General features: G+C 35.2%; 23 protein-coding genes, 1 pseudogene and 2 riboswitches. Of the genes and pseudogenes, 19 read left to right on the top strand and 5 right to left on the bottom strand.

All coding sequences use genetic code 11. The features are described from left to right. The first annotated feature begins 105 nt into the window (after positions 1-105). From NST98_RS07715 to NST98_RS07675, 9 genes are all read left to right on the top strand, one after another. Positions 106-546 carry a winged helix-turn-helix transcriptional regulator gene (locus tag NST98_RS07715; RefSeq protein WP_340714829.1) on the top strand — a complete coding sequence of 147 codons (441 nt, stop codon included), beginning with the start codon at positions 106-108 and terminating at the stop codon, positions 544-546. 257 nt (positions 547-803) lie between these two features. Continuing rightward, complete coding sequence (locus NST98_RS07710) at positions 804-1,574, top strand: ABC transporter ATP-binding protein (RefSeq protein ID WP_340715699.1); 771 nt, start codon at positions 804-806, stop codon at positions 1,572-1,574. A gap of 49 nt (positions 1,575-1,623) precedes the next feature. Beyond that, the gene (locus NST98_RS07705; protein WP_340714828.1) at positions 1,624-2,592 is read left to right on the top strand and encodes an ABC transporter substrate-binding protein; all 969 of its coding nucleotides are present in this window, start codon (positions 1,624-1,626) and stop codon (positions 2,590-2,592) included. A 4-nt stretch (positions 2,593-2,596) separates the two neighbouring features. Next, complete coding sequence (locus NST98_RS07700) at positions 2,597-3,361, top strand: ABC transporter permease (RefSeq protein ID WP_340714827.1); 765 nt, start codon at positions 2,597-2,599, stop codon at positions 3,359-3,361. 90 nt (positions 3,362-3,451) lie between these two features. Next, positions 3,452-3,646: riboswitch (cobalamin riboswitch) on the top strand. A gap of 603 nt (positions 3,647-4,249) precedes the next feature. Next, positions 4,250-5,194, top strand: a complete 945-nt coding sequence (gene nikB, locus NST98_RS07695; protein ID WP_340714826.1) for a nickel ABC transporter permease — start codon at positions 4,250-4,252, stop codon at positions 5,192-5,194. Beyond that, positions 5,191-6,009: a nickel transporter permease gene (gene nikC, locus NST98_RS07690; protein WP_340714825.1), complete on the top strand. Its 819-nt coding sequence runs from the start codon at positions 5,191-5,193 to the stop codon at positions 6,007-6,009. The genes nikB and nikC overlap by 4 nt, the downstream gene beginning before the upstream one ends. Before the next feature lie 15 nt (positions 6,010-6,024). Beyond that, positions 6,025-7,566, top strand: a complete 1,542-nt coding sequence (locus tag NST98_RS07685; RefSeq protein ID WP_340714824.1) for an ABC transporter substrate-binding protein — start codon at positions 6,025-6,027, stop codon at positions 7,564-7,566. A gap of 23 nt (positions 7,567-7,589) precedes the next feature. After that, the gene (locus tag NST98_RS07680; RefSeq protein ID WP_340714823.1) at positions 7,590-8,381 is read left to right on the top strand and encodes an ABC transporter ATP-binding protein; all 792 of its coding nucleotides are present in this window, start codon (positions 7,590-7,592) and stop codon (positions 8,379-8,381) included. Between the two features lie 8 nt (positions 8,382-8,389). Continuing rightward, on the top strand, positions 8,390-9,172 hold the full coding sequence (locus NST98_RS07675) for an ABC transporter ATP-binding protein (RefSeq protein WP_340714822.1): 783 nt from the start codon (positions 8,390-8,392) through the stop codon (positions 9,170-9,172). 18 nt (positions 9,173-9,190) lie between these two features. Here the strand turns inward: NST98_RS07675 and NST98_RS07670 are convergent, their stop codons facing one another. Next, positions 9,191-9,814 carry a LysE family translocator gene (locus NST98_RS07670; RefSeq protein ID WP_340714821.1) on the bottom strand — a complete coding sequence of 208 codons (624 nt, stop codon included), beginning with the start codon at positions 9,812-9,814 and terminating at the stop codon, positions 9,191-9,193. Between the two features lie 116 nt (positions 9,815-9,930). Here NST98_RS07670 and NST98_RS07665 point away from each other — a divergent pair, with 116 nt between their 5' ends. After that, the gene (locus NST98_RS07665) at positions 9,931-10,422 is read left to right on the top strand and encodes an ABC transporter substrate-binding protein (RefSeq protein WP_340714820.1); all 492 of its coding nucleotides are present in this window, start codon (positions 9,931-9,933) and stop codon (positions 10,420-10,422) included. On the opposite strand, the gene NST98_RS07660 is transcribed toward NST98_RS07665, so the two are convergent. Then, on the bottom strand, positions 10,384-10,938 hold the full coding sequence (locus tag NST98_RS07660; protein ID WP_340714819.1) for a hypothetical protein: 555 nt from the start codon (positions 10,936-10,938) through the stop codon (positions 10,384-10,386). The two genes, NST98_RS07665 and NST98_RS07660, sit on opposite strands and share 39 nt — an antisense overlap. 25 nt (positions 10,939-10,963) lie before the next feature. Further along, a complete protein-coding gene (locus NST98_RS07655) occupies positions 10,964-11,968 on the bottom strand; it encodes a transposase (protein WP_340714818.1) in 1,005 nt (334 codons plus the stop codon). Positions 11,969-12,107: 139 nt separating this feature from the next. Here NST98_RS07655 and NST98_RS07650 point away from each other — a divergent pair, with 139 nt between their 5' ends. The 3 genes from NST98_RS07650 to NST98_RS07640 all read left to right on the top strand — a co-directional run bounded on the left by NST98_RS07650 (position 12,108) and on the right by NST98_RS07640 (position 14,825). Beyond that, positions 12,108-12,437: an ABC transporter substrate-binding protein gene (locus NST98_RS07650; RefSeq protein WP_445684033.1), complete on the top strand. Its 330-nt coding sequence runs from the start codon at positions 12,108-12,110 to the stop codon at positions 12,435-12,437. A 151-nt stretch (positions 12,438-12,588) separates the two neighbouring features. Then, positions 12,589-13,017, top strand: a complete 429-nt coding sequence (locus tag NST98_RS07645; protein WP_340714817.1) for a hypothetical protein — start codon at positions 12,589-12,591, stop codon at positions 13,015-13,017. Between the two features lie 59 nt (positions 13,018-13,076). After that, positions 13,077-14,825 (top strand): methyl-accepting chemotaxis protein, encoded by a 1,749-nt coding sequence (locus NST98_RS07640; protein WP_340714816.1) that lies wholly within the window; start codon positions 13,077-13,079, stop codon positions 14,823-14,825. Between the two features lie 456 nt (positions 14,826-15,281). Here NST98_RS07640 and NST98_RS07635 read toward each other — a convergent pair whose 3' ends face one another. Then, the gene (locus NST98_RS07635) at positions 15,282-16,397 is read right to left on the bottom strand and encodes an IS4 family transposase (protein ID WP_096549683.1); all 1,116 of its coding nucleotides are present in this window, start codon (positions 16,395-16,397) and stop codon (positions 15,282-15,284) included. A gap of 137 nt (positions 16,398-16,534) precedes the next feature. Here NST98_RS07635 and NST98_RS07630 point away from each other — a divergent pair, with 137 nt between their 5' ends. The 6 genes and pseudogenes from NST98_RS07630 (at position 16,535) to NST98_RS07605 (ending at position 21,544) form a co-directional block, all read left to right on the top strand. Beyond that, positions 16,535-17,371 carry a methyl-accepting chemotaxis protein gene (locus NST98_RS07630; RefSeq protein ID WP_340714815.1) on the top strand — a complete coding sequence of 279 codons (837 nt, stop codon included), beginning with the start codon at positions 16,535-16,537 and terminating at the stop codon, positions 17,369-17,371. A 220-nt stretch (positions 17,372-17,591) separates the two neighbouring features. Further along, positions 17,592-18,680 (top strand): PQQ-dependent sugar dehydrogenase, encoded by a 1,089-nt coding sequence (locus NST98_RS07625; RefSeq protein WP_340715698.1) that lies wholly within the window; start codon positions 17,592-17,594, stop codon positions 18,678-18,680. A 99-nt stretch (positions 18,681-18,779) separates the two neighbouring features. Further along, complete coding sequence (locus NST98_RS07620; protein WP_340714814.1) at positions 18,780-19,454, top strand: SOS response-associated peptidase; 675 nt, start codon at positions 18,780-18,782, stop codon at positions 19,452-19,454. 123 nt (positions 19,455-19,577) lie between these two features. After that, positions 19,578-20,299: pseudogene (locus NST98_RS07615) on the top strand (GTP pyrophosphokinase). Between the two features lie 460 nt (positions 20,300-20,759). Then, positions 20,760-20,903, top strand: a complete 144-nt coding sequence (locus NST98_RS07610) for a hypothetical protein (RefSeq protein ID WP_172597780.1) — start codon at positions 20,760-20,762, stop codon at positions 20,901-20,903. Positions 20,904-21,400: 497 nt separating this feature from the next. After that, the gene (locus tag NST98_RS07605; RefSeq protein WP_340714232.1) at positions 21,401-21,544 is read left to right on the top strand and encodes a hypothetical protein; all 144 of its coding nucleotides are present in this window, start codon (positions 21,401-21,403) and stop codon (positions 21,542-21,544) included. Between the two features lie 73 nt (positions 21,545-21,617). Here NST98_RS07605 and cobT read toward each other — a convergent pair whose 3' ends face one another. Then, on the bottom strand, positions 21,618-22,691 hold the full coding sequence (gene cobT / locus NST98_RS07600) for a nicotinate-nucleotide--dimethylbenzimidazole phosphoribosyltransferase (RefSeq protein WP_340714813.1): 1,074 nt from the start codon (positions 22,689-22,691) through the stop codon (positions 21,618-21,620). A 91-nt stretch (positions 22,692-22,782) separates the two neighbouring features. Then, positions 22,783-22,955, bottom strand: a riboswitch (cobalamin riboswitch). Between the last annotated feature and the right edge of the window lie 72 nt (positions 22,956-23,027).

Here is a 23,027-nt window from a genome sequence, read left to right as displayed (position 1 = left end):
AATTTTAATTTATAGGGTTATATTATTATACTAAGTTCAAAAAAAACAACTTTGTAATGAAAATTATATTTATGTTAAGATAAAAAAGTGGAGGTATTTACAAATATGAAAACGAAAACACGTTACGATATTCCTTGTAATATAGCACAATCTTTAAATATCATTGGAGATCGTTGGACATTATTAATCGTTCATGAAATTTATTGTGGACATACACTATTTAATGAAATTAAAAAGGCTTTAAATGGTATCTCCTCGAATCTTTTATCAGAGAGATTAAAATATTTAGAACAAGAAGGAATAGTTAAAACAGAATTATATTCTGAGCACCCACCTCGCTACTGTTATCAGTTAACGGAAAGTGGAAAAGAGTTAGAGCATGTATTTAATGCATTGATCATTTGGGGTAGTAATAATTTAAAAAAATGTTATAAAAAAATTGTTGATGAAGAAACAGGCGATGATGTAGATATTGCTTACTACTCAAAAAAGACTGGAGAGCGAGTAAAAAATATTGTTGTTGTTCCTGTAGATGAATCTTTATAAGTAAAATTCATTTCAAAAGCTGACAAATGGATGTTTGGACTTATTGTCTCCATCCATTAAGTCAGCTTTTTAATTTTCTTAGAAATTATCTTTCGTTCCACAACATTTATAACTTCTAGAAAAATTTTCAAATGGTAGTTGAATAAAATGACAAAGTATAATAAAATAACTTAAAATTAATTAAAACTAAGTAATCTTATAAGGATATATGAATTTAAAAAGGGGTGGTGAGAGTGGTAGTTCAAAAGGAACAAGCAATGATTCAAGTTCTTCAAGTGAGTAAAAGTTTTAAAAATAAAGATCAAGAAGTGAAAGTGTTAAATGATATATCATTCAACGTAGGAAAAGGAGAAATTATTTCAATTTTAGGGGAAAGTGGATGTGGAAAAAGCACATTGTTAAATATTATCGGTGGATTCGAACAGACCACTAGTGGAGAAGTATTACTAGATGGCACAAAAGTAAATGTGCCAAGTCAAAAATGTATTATGCTGTTCCAAAATTATGGACTCTTACCATGGCGTTCAGTCTTAAAAAATGTGGAGCTAGGCCTTGAAAAAACAATATCAAACGCCAAGCTGAGAACAGAAAAAGCAATGCACTATATTGATTTAGTTGGTCTAAAAGGTAAGGAAGATATGTTTCCTCATGAACTATCCGGTGGAATGCAGCAGAGAGTAGGAATTGCTAGAGCACTTGCGATTCAGCCCGAATTAATATTGATGGATGAACCGTTTGCTGCTTTAGATACTTTTAATCGATATCATTTACAAAATGAACTTCTGCGAATACAGTCTCAAGAAAAGACAACGATGATTCTTGTAACGCACGATATTGATGAAGCTATATATTTATCGGACAGAATTTTTATTATGCATCCGAATCCTGGACGAATTCACAAGGAAATCAAAATTGAACTTACTAAACCTCGTGACCGAAGTGATGGTGATTTCCAGTATTACCGAAATATCATTTTTAAAGAATTCCATTTTAATAGACCGGAAACATTATTAGAGTTCAATATCTAATTTTTTACAATGGAAATAAGCTGACAAAATTTAGAATGGATGAGGGATAATGGTGAACGTATTTAAAAAGGGTTTATTAACTTTTATAGTTGTTGTCCTCCTGCTAACACTATACGCATGCAATAACAGTGCGGATGGTGAATCAAATAAAAATGATGAGAAGCCAACAATAAAAATTGGATATATACCAATTACTCATGCAGTGCCACTATTTATTGAAAAGGAATTGGAAGAGTATGAGAAATTTAATTTAGAATTAATTAAGTTTGGTTCTTGGACAGAGCTTTCCGATGCGCTTAATACAGGACGTATCGATGGTGCATCAATGCTAATCACTCTTGCAATGAAGGCGAAAGAACAAGGCATTGACTTAAAAGCGATTGCGTTAGGGCATCGGGATGGAAATGTTTTAGTTACATCACCTGAAATTGATAGTGTTAAAGATTTAAAGGGTGAAAATTTTGCTATACCACATAAATTTTCAACTCAAAATGTACTTCTCTATCAGATGTTAAAACAAAACGGATTAGAATATGAAGATGTAATCCCAATCGAATTACCACCAGCTGAAATGCCAGCTGCCCTTTCAGAAGGAAGAATTGCGGGATATGTTGTAGCGGAGCCTTTTGGCGCAGTAGCAGTTTCAATGGATAAAGGTAAGGTACTCTATAAAGATAAAGAGCTATGGAAAAACTCCATTGACTGTGCCTTAATTCTACGTAGTGATTTCATAGAAAATGATAGAGAGATTGCAGAGGAATTTGTAAATTATTACGTTCAAGCAGGCTATTTTGCTGAACAAAAAGATGAACATGTACAGGAAATGCTTTTAAATTATATGAACGTAGATGAAAATGTGCTGAACTTGTCTTTAGAATGGATTGCTTACGATCAATTAAAAATAAATAAAGAAGATTACGAGGAATTAGCAAACAATCTAAAAGAGATGGAATTGTTAGAAAATCCTCCATCATATGAAGATTTCGTTGATAATTCCTTCATTGAAAAAGTGAAGTGATAGTATGAAGAAGATTAATTATTTACGAAATGCAATTATCGGCTTTGTTATATTAATCACTATATGGCAATTGATTATCGTTGTTGGAAATTATGAGGCAGCTTTATTTCCACCTCCATTGTTAGTGTGGAAAGGGATTGTTTCCTTAATTCTCGATGGTACATTATTTGTTCATTTGCAAGTAAGTTTATTGCGTTTCATCACTGGTTACCTTTCTGCAGTTATTGTCGCCATTGGATTAGGACTTATTCTTGGAAGAATCCCGTTATTGTGGGGAGTTATTGATCCTATTGTTCAAGTATTACGACCGGTTTCACCGATTGCATGGTCACCTTTTATCGTCCTTTGGTTTGGAATTGGGAATATACCAGCAATTGTAATTATATTTATTGCAGCCTTTTTCCCAGTGCTATTGTCTACTGTTGGGGCTGTTAGAAAAGTTGACCAAACTTATTTAAAAGTAGCGCAAAACTTTGAAATAAAGAGATTTGAACTTTTAAGAAAAATTATTTTCCCAGCGATTTTCCCGTATATAGCAAATGGGCTCCATATTGCTGTAGGAACAGCATGGATTTTCTTAGTGTCTGGTGAAATGATAGGAGCCCGATCAGGATTAGGCTATTTAATTGTTGATGCCAGGAATTCTATGAGATTGGATTTGGTTATGGCGGGCATTGTCTTTATTGGCGTAGCAGGTCTATTTTTAGATAAAGCAGTTGGAGTATTCGAAAACTGGATTAACCGTGTTTGGGGAAGACAAAGTGCATAACTGTTTGTCCCCTCTATATGATTTCCAGTTATAGTGAATATACTCTTGATAAATATAGACGTATGTTTTATTATTAAGATAATTTAATAATGAATCGTTAGATAGATAGGTGTCGATTATCGACTTAATAGGGAACTTGGTGAAAATCCAAGACTGTCCCCGCAACTGTAAGTGCAGACGAAATGAGAAGACCACTGTATATGACGCTAACTCGGTGCATATATGGGAAGGTTCAAAGTAGGATGAAGCACAAGTCAGGAGACCTGCCTATACATCTATAGTTTCAATTCTCCGGGGGGTGAGATGTAGAAACGGCTGAGACGCGTATACTATGTAAATTTTATGTACGTTAATGAAATTAATTATGATAGCCGATTTTTCTACAAACTCTTCCGGTAAAGGAAGGGTTTTTTTATTTGGAAAAAATATCTGTAACGACTTGCAAAAAGGTAATAAATTTTGTAAGGAAACTTTTATTCTTGGTTTTTATTTAGTATTTAGGAAGCAAAGTGTGAATAAAATAGTAGAGTTTAAAAAAGTGAATCATATTAATCTTTTTAAAGAATCCGATATTGTCCCCCTTTACAAGTTGTGATAGCGACTAGCCAAGCTCATAATACTCCCGTTTGTTATTGGTATTGGGCTTGTATATTATGGGGTTTCTACGGGATGTATATATACCGGACCAATTAGAAACTCAATGGTTGTAGCGTTGATATTATTTTTAATAGTCTATTACACAATAGTTCCTATTTATGGGAACTCTGGATTATGGTTTGCTTTCATCTTATTTAGCCTTGGTAGAAGTGTGTTTTTAATTTTTTATGTCAATAAGCTTATAAATACCGTATTTCTTATGAAAACAAGGCGCAAAACGGACGTGATACGATGATAAATTATATAATTAAAAGATTTATACAACTTCTGATCGTCATGCTCTTAACTTCTTTCATTACGTTTGGACTTACTTATTTATCTCCAGGTGACCCAGCTGAATTGATGCTGACATCCCGTGATGTAATACCTACGGAAGAAATGCTAGAAAAAGCGAGAGAAGAAATGGGTTTAAATGATCCATTTATCATTCAATACGGTAAATGGCTTTTCAATTTATTAACCGGTGATTTTGGCTATTCATTTTCTACAAAAGGGCCAGTAACTGAAATTTTAGGTCAAAGAATTATTATGACAGTGAAACTAGCAATTGTTTCCTTGTCGTTTTTAGTAATTGTTTCACTTGTTTTAGGGATTGTATCGGCAATTTATCAAAATAAATGGATTGATATTGTAATCCGTCTTATTTCTTTAATGGGGATATCGATACCATCCTTCTGGTTAGGGCTTATACTGATTTACTATTTTATTGTGAAATTAAATTGGTTTAAGATTACTGAACCAACTGCTTTAAGTAGTGTGATACTTCCTGCTTTAACATTATCCATTCCTTTAATAGGTAAATATACGAGGCAAATAAGGATAGCGATATTAGAACAGTATTCAGCTGACTATGTGGTTGGAGCAAGAGCGCGCGGAGTGAAAGAAAGCAGAATATTAATAAGACATGTTTTACCGAACTCATTATTAGCGATCATTACGCTACTTGGATTAACTGTTGCCACATTATTAGGAGGTACCATTATCGTCGAGAGTGTTTTTGCTTGGCCAGGCCTAGGTTCGATGGCGCTTGAAGCAATTACCTATCGGGATTATCCATTACTGCAAGCCTATGTTATTTTTATGGTTTTTATTTATGTGGCAGCTAACTTTCTTGTTGATATTGTTACACAAGGGATTAATCCTAGAGTGCAAATTAGGGAGGAGGGGCAAGAGTGAAAGTACAAAAGAGAAAAATGATTTACTTCTACATCGTTTTAACGATTGCTGTTTTGTTCGTTGTACTTGCCATAATTGCTCCTATTTTTGCACCTCATGATCCATTGGAAACGAATTTTGACCGAATATTAGAAGCCCCGAGTGCTGAATATCCTTTTGGAACAGATCAAGTAGGAAGATGTATACTTTCAAGAATTTTATATGGTGCTAGCGTTTCACTAGGGATGACAAGCGCACTTTTAATTATAGTTTCGATTTTGGGCTTTATTATTGGTGTGATTTCTGGATTGTGGGGTGGAATGGTAGATACTCTAATTATGCGAATTACTGATACCGTACTATCTTTTCCTGATATTGTTTTTGCCATTGCCATTGTAGGAATATTAGGTCCTGGTATTACAAATACAATCATTGCATTTTCGATTGTTTGGTGGACGAAGTATGCTCGTCTAACGAGAGTGTTAGTGTGGGAATTAAAAAATAATGAATTTATTCAAGCAGCAAAAATGGCAGGGGCCGGAAAAGTAAAAATAGTAACTCATTATATCTTTCCGAATATTTCACCTACATTAATCGTTCAATTCATGATTGATATTGGAGGAATTATGTTAGCTCTTGCGGGTTTATCATTTTTAGGTTTAGGAGTTCAAGCACCTACACCAGAATGGGGCAACATGTTGAATGAAGGAAAAGCATATTTGCAAACTGCTCCATGGTTACTATTTTTCCCTGGACTAGCAATCTTTATTGTAGTAGTGATTTTTAATACATTAGGAGATTTAGCAAGAGATGTATTAGATCCAAAACAAAATTAAAAGGAGATTAAAAGGATGAAAGCAAGACTAATAGTGATACTAATTTTATCGATACTTGTATTATTTGGATGCCAGAAAAATGAACAGATTTCAAGCCAAACAAAGGGTGATGAAGATACTAAAATATTAAATTTAGCACTGTTTTGGTTGGACGCAAATATTGACCCAATAGAAGGATGGAATGGCTGGACATTATCACGATTAGGTATAGGTGAAACGTTAGTACGTTTTAATGAGAATATGGAGCTTATCCCTGTTGTTGCTGAGTCTTGGGAACAAGTAGATGAACGAACAATAGTATTTCAAATTAGGGATGGGGTAAAGTTTCATAATGGTACTCCTGTTGATGCAGAAGACGTGAAGAAATCCATTGAAAGAGCACTAGAAATCAGCAATCGAGACGATGTGAAATTTCCAGTGGAGTCTATTGTTGCAGATGGTTTAACATTAACGATTAAAACAGAAAAACCTTTTGCCACTTTATTAAATAATTTAGCAGATCCTGTTTTTACGATTATCGACACAGAGGCAGATTCAGAAAGTATTAAATATCATCCGATAGCAACAGGACCTTTTAAAGTGATAGACTTCCAACCGGATGTTGGGTTAACGCTTCATAAACACGAAGACCATTGGAGTGGTGAGATTGGTGTTGATGTAGTGAATGTGAAATATATTCAAGATGCCACTACCCGAGCAATGGCTTTACAATCAGGTGAGATTGACTTTGCAACACAGATTGAAGGTAAGGATTTAACTTTATTTGAAAATAATGGGGAATATAACGTTCAAAAAGGTCCAAACTTACGTATATTTTTACTACGAATAAATATGGAGAAGCCTTATATGCAAAGTCTAGAATTTAGACAAGCATTATCTTACGCCATTGATAAAGAAACGTATGCTACAAAAATTGTGAATGGTATTCCTGCAAAAGGTCCTTTTAATGAGTTGTTAAGTTTTGGACATAAAGGGGAAGATGCATATCCATATAATCCTGAAAAAGCAAAGGAATTACTAGAACAAGCTGGTTTTATTGATACAAATGGCGATGGAATTAGAGAAATAGATGGTAACAATATTGTATTAAAATTTGTTTCTAGAACGAATCATGGTAGCGATGCGAAAGATATCGGAACGGCTATGCAGTCTCAATTGAAAGAAGTAGGAATCGGGTTAGAGGTAATTCAAGTAGAAAACTATGAAGATATGGCGAAGTCCGGTGATTTTGATTTGCTTTGGGAAAGATGGACATCTGCGCCGACTGCAGATCCCCAATACTTTTTTGAAGCAAGCTTTACAACAGGAAGTGCAGGTAACTATGGCAACTATTCAAATAACGAGCTAGATCAAATTATTAAGCAACTAGATAATACTCTGGATAAAAACGAAAGAGATAGGCTAGGAAAAGAAGGCGCAAAAATTTTAATGGATGATGTAGCTTCATTATTTTTATATTACCAAGAAGGAACTGTTGTAACGAGAAAGAATGTGGAAGGCGTGTATCGTTATATTTCAGAACTTTACTATATCGATGAAAGAATAAAGGTGAATTAATTCAAGAAAATGGGGGCTTGAAGATGAACAAATTACTTGAAGTAAAATCTCTCACTGTCACATACGATGGTGAGAGAAAAGCGATAAACAATATTAATTTCAGCATCGACTCCAATGAAGTGATTGCTATTGTTGGTGAAAGTGGGTGTGGAAAATCAACATTAATAAAAGCGATTATAAATCTACTTCCGAAGAATGCAACAATCGAAAAAGGTGAAATTCTTTTGAATGGCAAAAATTTATTAACATTGACCCACGAACAATGGAGAAGCCTTCGTGGAAATGAAATTGCAGTTATTTTTCAAAATCCAGGTTCCTACTTCAACCCATTAATGAAAATAGGAAATCAGTTTGTTGAAAGCATTCGAGTCCACCGAAATATATCAAAGGCAGATGCTATTAAAAAAGCAAAACAAATGTTATTGAAAATGAATCTTCAAGATACAGAACGAATTTTAAACGCCTATCCACATCAGTTAAGCGGAGGAATGAAACAACGGGTAGCTATCAGTATGTCATTATGTTTGGAACCGAAATTAATACTCGCAGATGAACCAACCAGTGCTCTCGATGTACTAACCCAAGTTCAAATTATGGAAGAATTTCTTGCGGTAAAAAATGAATGTCAATCGAGTATTGTATGGATTACCCATAATATCGGTACCGCTACATATTTAGCAGATAAAATTATGGTCATGAACAAAGGGGAAGTAATAGAGTTTAATGGAAAAGATCAAGTCATTACTCAACCAACAATGGATTACACGAAGGAATTAATAAATTCTATTCCTGAATTGAAAGGAACTATTGTATGAAGGATGAGATGATTCTTGAATTAATAAATGTGACCAAGGTGTATAAAGAAAGGAGCGGAAAAAAGTTTCAAGCAGTAAACAATATAAATATGCATATTCTTAAAGGAGAATGGGTCGGTATTGTAGGTGAAAGTGGCAGCGGAAAAAGCACCATTGCTAAAATGATATCGCATTTAACATCTGTAACGAGTGGAACAATGATGTTCCAAGGTCAAGATAGTACATCTCTCAAGAAAAAAGAATTAAAAGAGTACTATAAGCAAGTGCAAATGATTTTTCAAGATCCCCTTTTAACCTTTAGCCCAAGAATGAAGATTGGCCATTATTTAATAGAACCATTCATTAATTTTAAACTAGCAGATAAAAAAGAAGCTTTTAAAATGGCAGAAGAATTATTAGAGTTGGTCGGACTTAATAAAGAATTTATGGGAAGATACCCCCATGAATTAAGTGGAGGCCAGCTACAAAGAGTTGTCATTGCAAGGGTTATTGGTTTAAACCCATCATTAATCATATGTGATGAGTGTACCTCTGCACTAGATGCAACAACTCAGAAACAAATTTTACAGCTACTAATGGACTTACGGAAAAGAATAAACTTTTCCTGTATGTTTATTACCCATGATTTAAGTGTTGCAAAGGCGATCTGTGATCGAATCTATATTATGCGACAAGGAGAAATCGTTGAAGAAGTTTATTCTACTAATTTACTAAAAGATGCAAAACATCTCTATACAACAGAATTATTACAAGCTGCAACTGCATTACAACCATTAAGACCCTCGATATAATGATCAAGGGTCCTTTCCTTAATGAGACTTCTCAAGTGCCAGTTTTAAACCGAAACCTATTAGAATGGCGCCTGTCACTCCTTCAATGACTTTTTGTGTTCGTATATTTTTCATAAAGGCACTAATTTGATGGATTAAATAAACATAAAGAATAAACCATATAGCTGTTAAAATGGCATAAGTGATTCCCATGATGAGAAAAGGAATAAAAGTGCTACCCGAATCAACGAATTGGGGGAAGAATGTTAAGAAAAATAGTGCCACTTTAGGGTTTAATATATTTGTAAAAAACCCTTGTTTAAAACAAGATCCATTACTAAATCGATGTACGTTATTGATTTCAGATTCTGTTGTCTCACTTTTACGTAATGATAGAAGTGCTTTTATCCCAATATAAATTAAATAAATGGCACCTATATATTTAATGATAGAAAATAATAGTGCTGATTTAACGATGATTGCAGATAGGCCTAAAATGGCAAAAGTCGTATGAATTAATAGAGCACAACAAGTACCTGCTGCTGTTTTTAGGCCGCCAGCTTTCCCAAGGGTCAACGTATTTTTTGTAACGACGGCAAAATCTGGACCAGGTAAAATAATTAGTAACATACACATTACAACAAATAAATAAAAGTTCTCCATTGTATCAACCCTTTACCGTTTAGAAGATTCTGAACATTGTATTCTTACTGTATTATAATTGAACTATCATTCTATGAACAAGTTAGGTGTTTTTTGTTCTATAAGGGGGAAATATTATGAGATTAATCACAACTTGTCCAAGTAATACGGAATTAGTCGGCTATTTAGGATTAACTTCTTCACTAGTAGGAATAGACCGTTATTCTGATTGGCCAGAAGAGATTGATTCATTACCGAGAGTTGCTACTGATTTGGATATTGATATTGAGAAAGTGGAGGAATTACAGCCGGATTTAGTACTTACTTCTCTTTCTGTTCCTGGGATGGAAAGAAATATTGAGAAGTTGGAAAAACATAAAATACCTTACGTTATAGTTCCTAATCCAAAGACATTATCGGAAGTGGCAGAATGTATTTTATTTGTAGGTGAAGTAACAAATACGACTGAAATAGCGAAGGATATATATATAAAATTTTTGGATATAGTTGATAAGTATCGTACATTATCAAAACAAATTGAAAATCCAAAGTCTGTTTTTTTTCTTAGACGGCACAACCAACACAATAAATTAGTTGTGCCTTTTCCATTTCTCTTCAATAGTGTTTAAATATTCATTTGGTTCTTTTTTGAATCTTCTTTGTTTTATATGCTCGCCAATACGTTGTTCCCATTTATTCGCTTCAGTTTTATATGCTGAATAATTAACATTTTTTATCATTTGTAGCCCTTCCTGTTCATTAGAGACATTTTCTACAAATACAATGTTTTCACCGTGTCGGAAAATATATCGATTCCAAGTCCGACTATCTGTGATTCTTCGGTGTTTTTGCTTTATTCTTCTAAAAAAGAGTTCTAAATCATTATTCGTTCTCGGTATAAGTGGATAATCATAAAAGGTGAAAAGTCCTTTCCAAAATCCTTTACTATACTTTAATAGGTTCTCTACAAACGGTTGATCTTCTTTCCGATTGAGCTCTTTTTCCATTTGGTTTAAATATTGCTTCAATCTGTTTTCGACCCAAAAACTTGTTTTATTCTCAGAAGGTTCCATAATGGTGGCAATCCTTTTAAATCGTGTATCCCAACGTTTTACGAGTTGATAATCTTCCTTATAGTTATCCACATTTCTGACTATTCTGAACAACTTTTCAAGTAGAGGAGTCCCCTTTTTTATCCAGGCATTTTTCAATCGAATCTTTAATCGCATTCGTTCGTTCAAAAACACAAGCGCCTGGTAATTCGAATGGTGGCTTACCATCTTCTAGAAGAACGGATCGAATAGCCGCAATATAGTCACTTGCTACCTCTTCTTCTATGTTTTTAGATGGTGAATTTTCAATTTTTCTTTCAACTTCCCTTATTCCCCTTAGCTTCTTTTTGATATTCGTTTTTAGTTTTCTATCTTTTTCAACTAATGGTTTGGCTATGTCTTTAAAGTAATGAAACTGACAATATTGATACGGAATATCTGGAGCTATTTGTTCAATTGCTAAACGAATGGATTGTTGCCCATCACTGATAAAACCTTGGATTGGATAACCCCAGTCTAAAATGGGTTGAATAATACTTATCAGTTCTTGAGAAGCACTGCTTTTTAAATTATGTGCAGCTAAAATAGTACCACTAAGAACTTCACGGATGACATACAATGTTTCGTTACCTTTTTCGGGTTGGACACCATCAATAGATAAGACAAGTCCTCCATGTTCTTTCACAATATTTTCTAATGTCTCTTTCATATTTTCTTTAACGCTTGCCCGCAGTAATAACGCATATCTTTCATAAAGTTTCTGTACTTGCCTCTCAGAAATTTTTACTTCTTTTTCCGATAAGATAGTAGCTATCTCAGATCGAGTCTTATGTTCTTTAAACCGTAAATATCCGATATAGGCGATGACATCCATTCCATAAGTAATGTGCTTCATACTTAATTGTTCGGCTTCAGCTGAACGATATACGGTGTCATTAGAACAGGAGTTATTCTCACATCGGTATCCTAGATTTATGATTTTAAATTCACCTTTTAGGGTAGAAATTGTTTTTCTCCAAACAGGGTGACAGTATACTAATTTATTACCACATTCTGGACAATTAGTTATCTCGGGTCTAAAGTATTTTGATTCGATTGGATTTAATCTATTTTTGGTACGCATAAATAATCACCAACTTAAATAAAATTCAGGTCTATTATAACCTAAATTTAATGTCGGTGTTATTTATTCCGTCTAAGTTTTTTTTGAATGGTGGGCAAAACCGATTTTTACCCCTGGAGCAACGAATTGGTTAACCGAAATGGCTGAACTTGCTGGAGGACGCAACATTTTTGAAGATATGCCACAAGCAAATGTACAAACGGATTGGGAAGAAGTAAAGAAAAGAAATCCAGACGTTTTTTGTGTTGCTTGGGTTGGTGTGGAAACGAAGAGAGCGAATCCGAAAGTTATATTAAAACGACCGGGTGTTGAGGAAATCACTGCGATCCAAAACGACGAATTGTATATTTTAGAAGAGTTTTTATTTTGTCGCCCTTCCCCTAGGCTTCTCCAAGGGCTTACAAAGTTAGCTGCTATTTTACATCCTGATATTTATCCTAAATATAAACATATCGATCCGTTAATATGATGAACTATAGACCTACTCTACTAATTTGAGTAGGTTTTATTGTTTTGTTTACAAAAGTTTTTTATAATTCAATTTTTCAGATGAAAAGAGACGTTTTTTTAATATACTAAAAAGGGATAAAAATATATAGATATAAGGATATGAGATGAGGATGAAGTTTAAAAGTATTAAACAAAGGCTGATTTTTCTAACACTTTTAATAAGCATAGTACCATTACTTTTCGCTATCGTAAGTATTTATATTACGGTAGAGGGTAGTTTAGAAAAAGTAATGGAAGATAGCCAACATAATGTTGAAGCAGGGGTCCAAACCCAATTACAACACGTATCGTCGGAATTACTTCTTCTTGCAGAAAAGTATGCGAAAGATCCCCTTGTTATCGAAAGTTTACTGTTGATGGTAATTAATTTTTGTAGTGTTTGGCAATTAAGGTTATGCATAAATTTTTGCATATTTGACGCTTTACATGGAGTGGCGGGCATGATAGGCTACTCTGCCTTGCAAAGTCCAAATATAATTATGGCTTGCTCCCTTTGCAAGAAATCATGCCCGCAGAGGCTCCATGTCAAGCGATTATAGATACGAATAATTATTCAAGATATCGAATAAGTTTAATTGCCATTTCATGCATTTTTTAATTGCCAAAAACAAGTTTACTGAATCCAAATCGAGATGAAGCGGGGAAGGAACTAATACATATATATGAACGGTTACATAATGAACATCAACTCAATGTATTCGAAGTTGGAAACAGTAATGGAATCGTACATATACGTGCCCATAACTTTGATAAATACGGAGATGATAAAAGTGATATACCGGCTATTCAAGGAGCTTTAAAAGGACAATCTTACTCTGGATTTGAATTTGGTAATAGTGGATTAGGAGTACGTGCTTTTTCTCCAATTGAATACAATGGTCAAATTATCGGTACTCTTCAAATCAGATTGAAAGACTCCTTCTTACAAGAAATTATTGGAATGCTTCCAGGTGCAAACATTAATTTATACGACTTGGAAGGAGTAATTGTACAATCCTCTGAACAATCAAGAGTTGGGATAAAGATTGAGGAACAAGGCGTACTAGAAAAAATCCAAACTGGTGAAATCATTCGAAAAAATAACGAAGATTTTACGATTTCATATATTCCAATGTATGACCCGACAGAAAGTAAAGTTATCGGTACGATTCAACTTATGCAAGATGCATCGATCATAAATGATTTCATGAATCGTTATACGTTGATTTCTTCTATTATATTAATAGCAGTCCTTCTATTAATCATTATTGGAACTATTCTTTTGGGGCATTCAATATCAAAACCGATTGCTGCAGTTTCTGAAATGATGCACCGTCTAAAAGATGGCGACTTAACTATTAGAATTGAAAAACAAAAAAGAGCTGATGAAATTGGGAAGCTTTACAAAGATATGAGAGAGCTTCAAGAACAATTGCATCATACGATTAAACAAGTCGCAAATGCATCAACCGTCGTTTTAAATGAAAGTGAGTTGTTATCCCGTTCAACTGAAGAAGTTTCCAGTGGTTCTGAAGAAATAGCAAAGACGATGGAAGAATTAGCAAAAGGTTCAGAACGACAAAGCAATGCCGTGAGTGAAGTGTCGGTAATTATGGCGATGTATGCTTCGAATATGAGTGAAACGAGTAAAAAAGGAACAGAATTACAACATACTTCTGAAAGAGTGTTAGAGCTTTCCAATAACGGATATGAATTAATAGAAAAATCAAATGAACAGTTTAAATGCATTTTTGAAGTCATGCAACAATCGGTACAAAAAATGCAAATGCTAGATAGGGAGACTAAGGAGATTTATAGGTTCGTTGATATTATTAAAGATATTTCCAATGAAACGAATTTATTAGCACTAAATGCTTCCATCGAAGCTGCCCGGGCTGGGGAACATGGTAAAGGTTTTGCTGTTGTTGCGGAGAAAGTACGCCAGCTAGCAGTAGAGGTGGGCTCTTCAGTTACAGAGATTACAACATTAGTTCAAAACATTCAACATGAATCTACAAGTGTTAGCCAATCGTTGCAAAGTGGCTATAAACAAATTGAACAAGGTTCCGAACATATGAACACTACAACAGAAACCTTTAGAAATATTCAACTATCTGTATTTAATATGATTGAATTCATTCATACAATTATTCGAAATATTGAGCAGATGGCAGAGGAAGGACAAGATATTAATGCTTCCCTTCAAGAGATACTAGCTATTTCAGAAGAATCTACAGTAGGTATTGAAGAAACAACGGCAACAGTTCGTTCTTCAAGTAAATTAATGAATGAAATAGCAAATGGCACAAAACAATTATCACAATTAGCAAATGATTTAAATTCGATTGTTAATCAGTATAAAATATAATCTCAATACGATTGAAAAAGAACTGTACAGAAGGTATATAAGCTTTTGTGCAGTTCATTTTATCTAGGATTGATTTTTATTACATACCTTCAACCTATCTCAAATTTTTACAATTTTGTGTCTTTACATTTCGTGTTATACTAAAAGTAATATTATAAATGAATCTTTATGGGGTGAAGGGGAAGCTATGTTTAAATTATTTCAATCTAGAGAAGAGGATATTGAACTATTCAAGAAGAAAATTGATGAGCTAAATAACAAATTAGATGAAAGAGAGCATGCATTTCAAATTTTCTTAAATGATTTACATCATTAGCATTGCATAAATATAGTTAGAATTTTCTGTTAATTATTTTTTGTGAATTTGTGCCAAAAAGACAAAACCTAAAGAAAGGTGGCACTGCCCATTTGGTAAATATATACAGTTAAACCAGAGCGACAACGACAAAAGGGAGATTATGGACTGGCTCGCCCATCAAATTTTCGCAACCAAACATAAGCTGGTTTCCACAGAGCTCTCTTTAACCAACGAGTAATTCGAAGTAGAGATTTCTTACTTTTCATCTCCAATTGAATGAGAACATGTAAGCAATACGTGATAAGGGCTAAGAAAATTTGATTTTGAATAGCTGTTTCACTCATTCCATAAAAGTGCTTAATTTCTACGTGTTGCTTGAGCCATTTGAAAAAGAGTTCAATAGCCCAGCGAGATCGGTAAATATCACTTATCTCTTCTGGTTTTAAATCAAATCGGTTGGTGATGAAACGAAGTAAGTTCCCTTTTGTGTCCATAACTTCTAGTAGACGAAAGACATTTTCAGTACGATTTTGTGTGGTACCAATGTAGACCATTTTATCGGATAGAACGTGACAATCATCAGGAAGTGAAAATGTATAGACTTCACGAATGACTGCGTTTTTCTTCAGTCTTGAAACGAAGAAATAGCCATCATCTGTCATCCGATCAAAACGTTCATAGTCCACATAACCGCGGTCAAACACATACATGGCTTCTTTATCATCCACTAGGACTTCGAGTTGATTTCGGTCATGTTCTTTTGCTGTCGTAATCACTGCTTTTTCAGGATAGACGGTGTCTTTATCCATGAAAACGAGCCGTAAGTGTAGCTTTACACCAGCTTTTGTTTTACGGAATTTTGCCCATTTATAATTGGTCAAATTCAACGGGAGTGTACTTGAATCAATGATTTTCAGTGGCATATTCTTTCCGGTTTTATAATGGTACCGTTGAATTTTCCAAACAAGATCCAAGAACAAATTTGCAAGAATTAGTGGGTTGATCTGATTGTTTTTTCGGGATAGCTGAGAGGCACTTATCGATTCAAATCCGAGTGCTTTTTGAAGATCTTCGTCTACAAGTGCATCACTCATTTCCTCTAAGCTCTTAAATTCGAGCAGCTGGGCTACCAATAAAAGTTTAATATAGGCTTCTGTTGTCAGCTTTTTTGTGTAATAGTCCTGTTTCAATTCTTTGACTTGTTCGCTAAGTTTTTGAATATTTATGGGTGAAACCCATTTACCAAATGATGAAATTAGTGTATTCTTGTCCATAACGTTTATCCTTTACGATTGGATTTGGACAGGAACCACCTGTACTTCCATTGTAAAGGATTTTTTTGTTTCGAAATCAATAAAAAATTGAACATTCTTAGTATTTTGAATCATCAGATTTAATTAGTGCAATGCTAGTGGATTTACATAAAGAATTAATTACGACAATAACTCAGCACGATAAAGTGAATAGTCAACATTATATATTGGGAGAAATGGTGGAAAAAATATTACAAGAGTTCCATCGAGTTGAAGAAAGTACCCTTCATTCAAATGAAGTTTCTGATCTCGTGTTACATAAAGGGCATGGATTAATCAATGCCTCCAACCAAATGGTGATGGTATCTGAAGAAAGTAGAGATGCAGTTTCGGAAGTAGAGAAGTTAATTGATCAATTAGGTGAACAATCTACCGAAACTTCTAAAAGTATGAATGAGCTAAGTGAACATTCGAAGCAAATTGAAGAAATTGTACAAGTAATAAGTGATATTTCGAACCAAACGAATCTTCTTGCTTTAAATGCCTCAATTGAAGCAGCAAGAGCCGGTGAACATGGACGAGGGTTTTCTGTTGTGGCTGATGAAGTAAAAAAGCTAGCTGAAAGTACGAAGGCCAGCGCGGAAGATATCGTGGCATTAACGAATAAAACACAAAAACAAATATCGAAAGTCTATCAAGACGCTCAAAATAATATGAGTTTAGTTGAAGAAGGAATTAAAGTAAGTGAAAAAACATCGGAGCAAATTCATCGCTTACTCGATATGATTAAACAAGTTCAAAATGGGATTAATGAGTTGTTAGGAGATATAGAAAATCAAAAAGTATCGAATGTGGATGTTCTCCAAAAATTCAAAATGACAACTCAAACTTTTGATGAAATAAATGAAGTTCTGCAAAATCATATCGAAGAATCGGATGTTGTAACAGAAAAACTATTAGAAGCAGTGGATAAAGTAAAGAACTTTCAACATTAAAATATAGTGATAAATCTAAGGTGGCTGAGGCCACGCCTGGGGAAAGCGTCACCGGAACGGAAATCAATTTTCAGTTAAAAAACTCATCATTTTCTCTTAAGAGAAAATGATGAGTTTTTATTTTTTTCACCTCTTTTTATTGAAAGCAAAGGGTTACAAGGGATTAGATCAGGGGAAGATGGTTAATGTTAAAGATAACAGAATAATAAGGAGGATGTCGATGAAGGCGCTCATTCCAATAATCATCATCGCTTTTTTTATTACTGGTTGTTCACCAAAGCAGCCACAGCCACCGAAAGTAGCTGAAACAGCTGTACATCAAACAATCGAAACAACAGCAAATATACAAATTGAAGAAATAGCAAGCAATCTTCAAATCCCTTGGTCGATTGAAAAAATAGGAGATATTTTCTACCTTTCCGAACGAAGAGGGAATATCGTTAAAGTGGAGAACGGCAATATCGAAAGACAAGAGGTACATTTCGAAAAAAGACTTTCAAGTGCTGCGGAAGCGGGATTTTTAGGATTTGTATTAGCACCGGACTTTTCACAAACAAATGAAGCTTATGGATATTACACTTATGAAGATGAATTCGGACAATATAATCGAATTGTTCGATTAAAGCTTAACGAAAATCGTTGGACTGAAGAAGAGATATTACTTGATAAAATACCAAGTGGTCGAGTACATCATGGTGGAAGATTGAAAATTGGCCCCGACGGTATGCTTTACGCTACAACAGGAGATGCACTGCGATCGTCCATTGCCCAAGATGTAAATTCGTTAGGTGGGAAAATCCTTCGAATACAATTGGACGGCTCTATCCCATCAGACAATCCTTTACCAAATTCTTATGCATTTAGTTACGGACACCGAAATCCCCAAGGGTTAACATGGGTGTCGGATGGTACGATGTATGCGAGTGAACATGGTAATCAAGCAAACGATGAAATCAACCGAATAGAAAAGGGTGAAAACTATGGCTGGCCTATTATAGAAGGAACGGAACAGAGAGATGGTATGATTTCTCCCCTCTTTACATCCGGTCCTAATAAAACGTGGGCCCCTTCTGGAATGGATTATTTCGACAATAAACTATATGTTGCAGCATTACGAGGCAATGCCATTTTAGAATTTAATTTAAATACAATGGAACAAAAAGAGGTTGTGAATAACCTAGGTAGAATTCGCGACATTCTAATTGAGGGAGATTATTTATACTTTATTACGAATAATGCAGACGGTAGAGGAAATCCTCGTGAAAATGATGACAAATTATATCGCCTTGCCATTTCGAATATTGAATAGTGAAGTAAAACCATCCACCTAATAACAAACACTATAAAGGTTTATACCCCCAACTTTTTATGTATGATGAATATAGCTGAATAAGTTTATGGAGGGATTATGATGTGTGGTCGGTTTACTTTATTTGCTTCCTATGAAAAACTACTTGAAGAATTTGATGTGGAAGTTGCGATTGCTGAAGAACTTTATCGGGAAAGTTATAATATTGCCCCTTCTCAACAAGTAATTGCTATTATTCATGATGGTAGTAAAAACAGAATGGGTTATTTAAAGTGGGGATTCATTCCTTCGTGGTCAAAAGACGAAAAATTTGCTTCTAAAATGATCAATGCAAGATCTGAAACAGTAGATGAAAAACCAAGCTTTAAACAATCTTTCTATCGTAAAAGATGCATCATCCCAATGGATTCCTTCTATGAATGGAAAAGAGAAGGCAATTCGAAAATCCCTATGCGAATTAAAATGAAAGACGATTCACTCTTCGCGGTAGCTGGTTTGTGGGATACTTGGCAAAGTCCTAACGGAGCTGTTCATACGTGTACAATTTTAACGACAACTTCTAATAAATTCATGTCGACAATTCATGAACGAATGCCAGTAATTTTACCAAAGGAACATCAACATACTTGGTTGAATCCCCAAATTCAGAATCGGGATCAATTAAAAACATTACTAGTGCCGTATCCTTCAGAATTGTTAACAGCTTATCCAGTTTCCGATAAAGTAAATTCTCCTAAAAACAATGGAAGAGAGCTCATTGAAGAAGTTTCATAAATTGGAGTCAAATTTGAAACAGCTTATCCACATTAATTGTTCTATTTTTATGAGATAATAGTATTGTGATAGCGTTTTCATTACACTCTATCACAAAACAATATTGAATTAGAGGGGTAAAAAATGAGGCAACTAGAAGAAAAAAGTCTACTATCAAATGAGTTCCTTCAAGTTCGAACAGAAATGACTCGTTTTGGTATGGCTTATAAATTTGCCCTTGAAGAAATTTCAACGAAAGTAAATATATTAAAGGAAGAATTTCGACTAACTCATGAATACAATCCGATAGAGCATGTGAATACACGAATTAAAACCGTAGAAAGCATCATTAAAAAGGCGGAAAAGAAGAAAATTCCCCTCACTTTAGAGTCTATTAAGGAAAATATTCGTGATATTGCAGGCATTCGCATCATTTGCTCTTTTGTTTCTGATATTTATCGCATTAGTGAAATGATTCAAAAACAATCAGATATTCAAGTGATAGAAATAAAAGATTATATAAAAAACCCGAAGCCTAATGGTTATCAAAGCCTCCATATTGTCATGAAAATACCTGTGTATATGTCGGACCGTAAAGAAAATGTGTTTGTAGAAATGCAAATACGTACGATTGCAATGGATTTTTGGGCGAGTCTAGAGCATAAAATATATTACAAGTACAATCGTCAAATACCAGAACGAATAAAAGAAGAATTAAAAATGCGGCATTAACGGCAGCTGAATTAGATCAAAAAATGGAGAAAATTAATCAAGAGGTCAATATTTTAAAGGATCAAGAAAATCAACTAACGCAGTATATACATAAACCAACAACCGTCGTAAACCTATTAGATTTGAGAAAATAAGAATGGGCTTCCAAATAACTTGGAAGCCCATTCTTAATGTGCGCCCGGCATGTACATGAACTATAGGGTGTAAGTCCCGAACCCCGAAGACAGAAGTAGAGGTTAGCCAAGAGCAAGGGTGTCCGTGGTGACGCGGAATCTGAAGGAAGCTGGAGGCAAAACACCGGTCCGAGGAACACGAACCTCATATAAGGCTAGGTATGATTGAGTGAGTTTGCGTAACAAAACAAAGCTCTTTCTGTCGAAGGTCATATCGAGTAAATGAGGCGGATAGATGGTGTGAAAGTGCATGTACTTACCCGGGGAGGTCTGGCGGATAGGTGAAGTTCGCTTCATAACCTACTTAGTGATAAGTAGCTGAACCGTCAGAAGTCAGCAGAGGTCATAGTATTAGTTGGTTTAGAACTACTAAGAAGGACCGAACAATTAAGAGAGAATAGCCCTTGGCATTCAGTGAGTCATGATGAACACAGAAAACGTAGTACCTCACTTGAGGAAGGAAGCGGTGAATCCCGTGGGAGACCTCTTGGAGGGTGGAGTGACCACTGGCATAAGAAGACAAGCTATTCACGGAAGTTATGAAAACTTGCGTCAATTATCTTAATTGAACCGCCGTATACGGAACCGTACGTACGGTGGTGTGAGAGGACGGGAGCTAATCACTCCCTCCTACTCGATTGTGCGCCCGGCATGTACATGAACTATAGGGTGTAAGTCCCGAACCCCGAAGACAGAAGTAGAGGTTAGCCAAGAGCAAGGGTGTCCGTGGTGACGCGGAATCTGAAGGAAGCTGGAGGCAAAACACCGGTCCGAGGAACACGAACCTCATATAAGGCTAGGTATGATTGAGTGAGTTTGCGAAACAAAACAAAGCTCTTTCTGTCGAAGGTCATATCGAGTAAATGAGGCGGATAGATGGTGTGAAAGTGCATGTACTTACCCGGGGAGGTCTGGCGGATAGGTGAAGTTCGCTTCATAACCTACTTAGTGATAAGTAGCTGAACCGTCAGAAGTCAGCAGAGGTCATAGTATTAGTTGGTTTAGAACTACTAAGAAGGACCGAACAATTAAGAGAGAATAGCCCTTGGCATTCAGTGAGTCATGATGAACACAGAAAACATAGTACCTCACTTGAGGAAGGAAGCGGTGAATCCCGTGGGAGTCCTCTTGGAGGGTGGAGTGACCACTGGCATAAAGAGAACAGCTATTCACGGAAGTTATGAAAACTTGCGTCAATTATCTTAATTGAACCGCCGTATACGGAACCGTACGTACGGTGGTGTGAGAGGACGGGAGCTAATCACTCCCTCCTACTCGATTAAATCGATTGTTGTTTTGACATAATTTGTTGCATATATTGTTGGGATTCTTCTAAAGTTGTCATATGATTCATCATTGCGCTTGCTGCATCAAGTAATGGGAATGCTAATGCAGCCCCGGAACCTTCACCTAAACACATATTCATATGTAACAATGGTTCTATCCCTAACACTTGATTTGCAATTTTTGCACCAAGCTCTTCAGAAAAATGAGAAGGTATAATATAATCTTTTACTTTCGGTTCTAGTTGATACGCAATGAGTGCAGCAACTGTTGAAATAAACCCATCAATGACTACAGGTACTCGATTTGCAGCAGCACTTAATACAACTCCCGCCATCCCACCTAATTCCAAACCACCAACTTTTGATAGAACATCAATGGCATCGTCAGGGTTCGGTTGATTTACTTGAATTGCTTGTCGAATGACCGATATTTTGTGTTCAATACTGTCTACACCAGCTCCTTTTCCCGTAACGATAGAAGGATCACATTGATGGAAAACAGATAAAACTGCGGAGCTAGCAGTTGTATTGCAAATGCCCATTTCTCCCGTGGCAAGTACATTCATACCATTTTTTATTTGTTCATTAGCAACTTCAATACCAACTTCAATCGATTGAATTGCTTCCTCTCTCGTCATTGCAGGGCCTTTTGCCATATTGTCTGTTCCGTATTTTACTTTTTTAATAATGACCCCTGCATCTTTAGGTAAGTCTTCTTTTATACCTACATCTACGGGAATCACTTTAGCTCCAGCAGACTTTGCAATGACACATACCCCAGTAAATCCTTTAGCAAAACCAAGAGATTGCATTACTGTTACAAATTGAGGATTATTTGAAACATTTTCTTCATGGACTCCATGATCCGCAGCTAATGAAATAACCGCTTTATTCGTTACATCCAGCTCAAGTTTTCTATAAATCCCCGCCAGTTGAATTGCGATAGATTCTAACTTTCCTAAACTTTTTAACGGTTTACAAAGAGCATCAACTTTTTGTTGGGCTTGTTCCGCAATGTTCTTGTCTAATCCCTTAATCTGTTTTAATGTAGCGTTTAATAATTCCATAAAATCTCCTCCATATTTCAGTTAATAAAAAAGGAAAAGTCCGCAGTTTATTCCATAACAAAATAAACTACAGACTTTTCCATCGTACTGTATGTATACGCGTAATTAGGCAGGTCTCCTGGCTTAGGTTCATCACATATATGGGCCTTCCCAGTTTCCTAGTGGCATTTCCATATTGCTCTCCATTACAGTGGTGGGACCGCTAAAGATTTTCACTTTATTCCCTATTCTCCCTTAACGGGCACCTAATTACAGCTATTTACTTTTAAAATAAATGTATAATGAAGTGGTATTATAGTCAAGGATTCAAGAATCTATATGGAAGAGGAGTTATCA

The sequence above is a fragment of the Ureibacillus sp. FSL W8-0352 genome, from assembly GCF_038004345.1.
Classification (GTDB): domain Bacteria; phylum Bacillota; class Bacilli; order Bacillales_A; family Planococcaceae; genus Ureibacillus; species Ureibacillus thermosphaericus.
This window is presented reverse-complemented; position numbering and strand designations above follow the sequence as displayed.

What these genes read in the sequence shown, in the direction of transcription:
- NST98_RS07715 (WP_340714829.1), top strand. Translation starts at nt 106, where the DNA reads ATGAAAACGAAAACACGTTACGATATTCCTTGTAATATAGCACAATCT.
- NST98_RS07710 (WP_340715699.1), top strand. Translation starts at nt 804, where the DNA reads ATGATTCAAGTTCTTCAAGTGAGTAAAAGTTTTAAAAATAAAGATCAA.
- NST98_RS07705 (WP_340714828.1), top strand. Translation starts at nt 1,624, where the DNA reads ATGGTGAACGTATTTAAAAAGGGTTTATTAACTTTTATAGTTGTTGTC.
- NST98_RS07700 (WP_340714827.1), top strand. Translation starts at nt 2,597, where the DNA reads ATGAAGAAGATTAATTATTTACGAAATGCAATTATCGGCTTTGTTATA.
- nikB (WP_340714826.1), top strand. Translation starts at nt 4,250, where the DNA reads ATGATAAATTATATAATTAAAAGATTTATACAACTTCTGATCGTCATG.
- NST98_RS07685 (WP_340714824.1), top strand. Translation starts at nt 6,025, where the DNA reads ATGAAAGCAAGACTAATAGTGATACTAATTTTATCGATACTTGTATTA.
- NST98_RS07680 (WP_340714823.1), top strand. Translation starts at nt 7,590, where the DNA reads ATGAACAAATTACTTGAAGTAAAATCTCTCACTGTCACATACGATGGT.
- NST98_RS07675 (WP_340714822.1), top strand. Translation starts at nt 8,390, where the DNA reads ATGATTCTTGAATTAATAAATGTGACCAAGGTGTATAAAGAAAGGAGC.
- NST98_RS07670 (WP_340714821.1), bottom strand. Translation starts at nt 9,814, where the DNA reads ATGGAGAACTTTTATTTATTTGTTGTAATGTGTATGTTACTAATTATT.
- NST98_RS07665 (WP_340714820.1), top strand. Translation starts at nt 9,931, where the DNA reads ATGAGATTAATCACAACTTGTCCAAGTAATACGGAATTAGTCGGCTAT.
- NST98_RS07655 (WP_340714818.1), bottom strand. Translation starts at nt 11,968, where the DNA reads ATGCGTACCAAAAATAGATTAAATCCAATCGAATCAAAATACTTTAGA.
- NST98_RS07650 (WP_445684033.1), top strand. Translation starts at nt 12,108, where the DNA reads ATGGCTGAACTTGCTGGAGGACGCAACATTTTTGAAGATATGCCACAA.
- NST98_RS07645 (WP_340714817.1), top strand. Translation starts at nt 12,589, where the DNA reads ATGAAGTTTAAAAGTATTAAACAAAGGCTGATTTTTCTAACACTTTTA.
- NST98_RS07635 (WP_096549683.1), bottom strand. Translation starts at nt 16,397, where the DNA reads ATGGACAAGAATACACTAATTTCATCATTTGGTAAATGGGTTTCACCC.
- NST98_RS07625 (WP_340715698.1), top strand. Translation starts at nt 17,592, where the DNA reads ATGAAGGCGCTCATTCCAATAATCATCATCGCTTTTTTTATTACTGGT.
- NST98_RS07620 (WP_340714814.1), top strand. Translation starts at nt 18,780, where the DNA reads ATGATGTGTGGTCGGTTTACTTTATTTGCTTCCTATGAAAAACTACTT.
- NST98_RS07610 (WP_172597780.1), top strand. Translation starts at nt 20,760, where the DNA reads ATGATGAACACAGAAAACGTAGTACCTCACTTGAGGAAGGAAGCGGTG.
- NST98_RS07605 (WP_340714232.1), top strand. Translation starts at nt 21,401, where the DNA reads ATGATGAACACAGAAAACATAGTACCTCACTTGAGGAAGGAAGCGGTG.
- cobT (WP_340714813.1), bottom strand. Translation starts at nt 22,691, where the DNA reads ATGGAATTATTAAACGCTACATTAAAACAGATTAAGGGATTAGACAAG.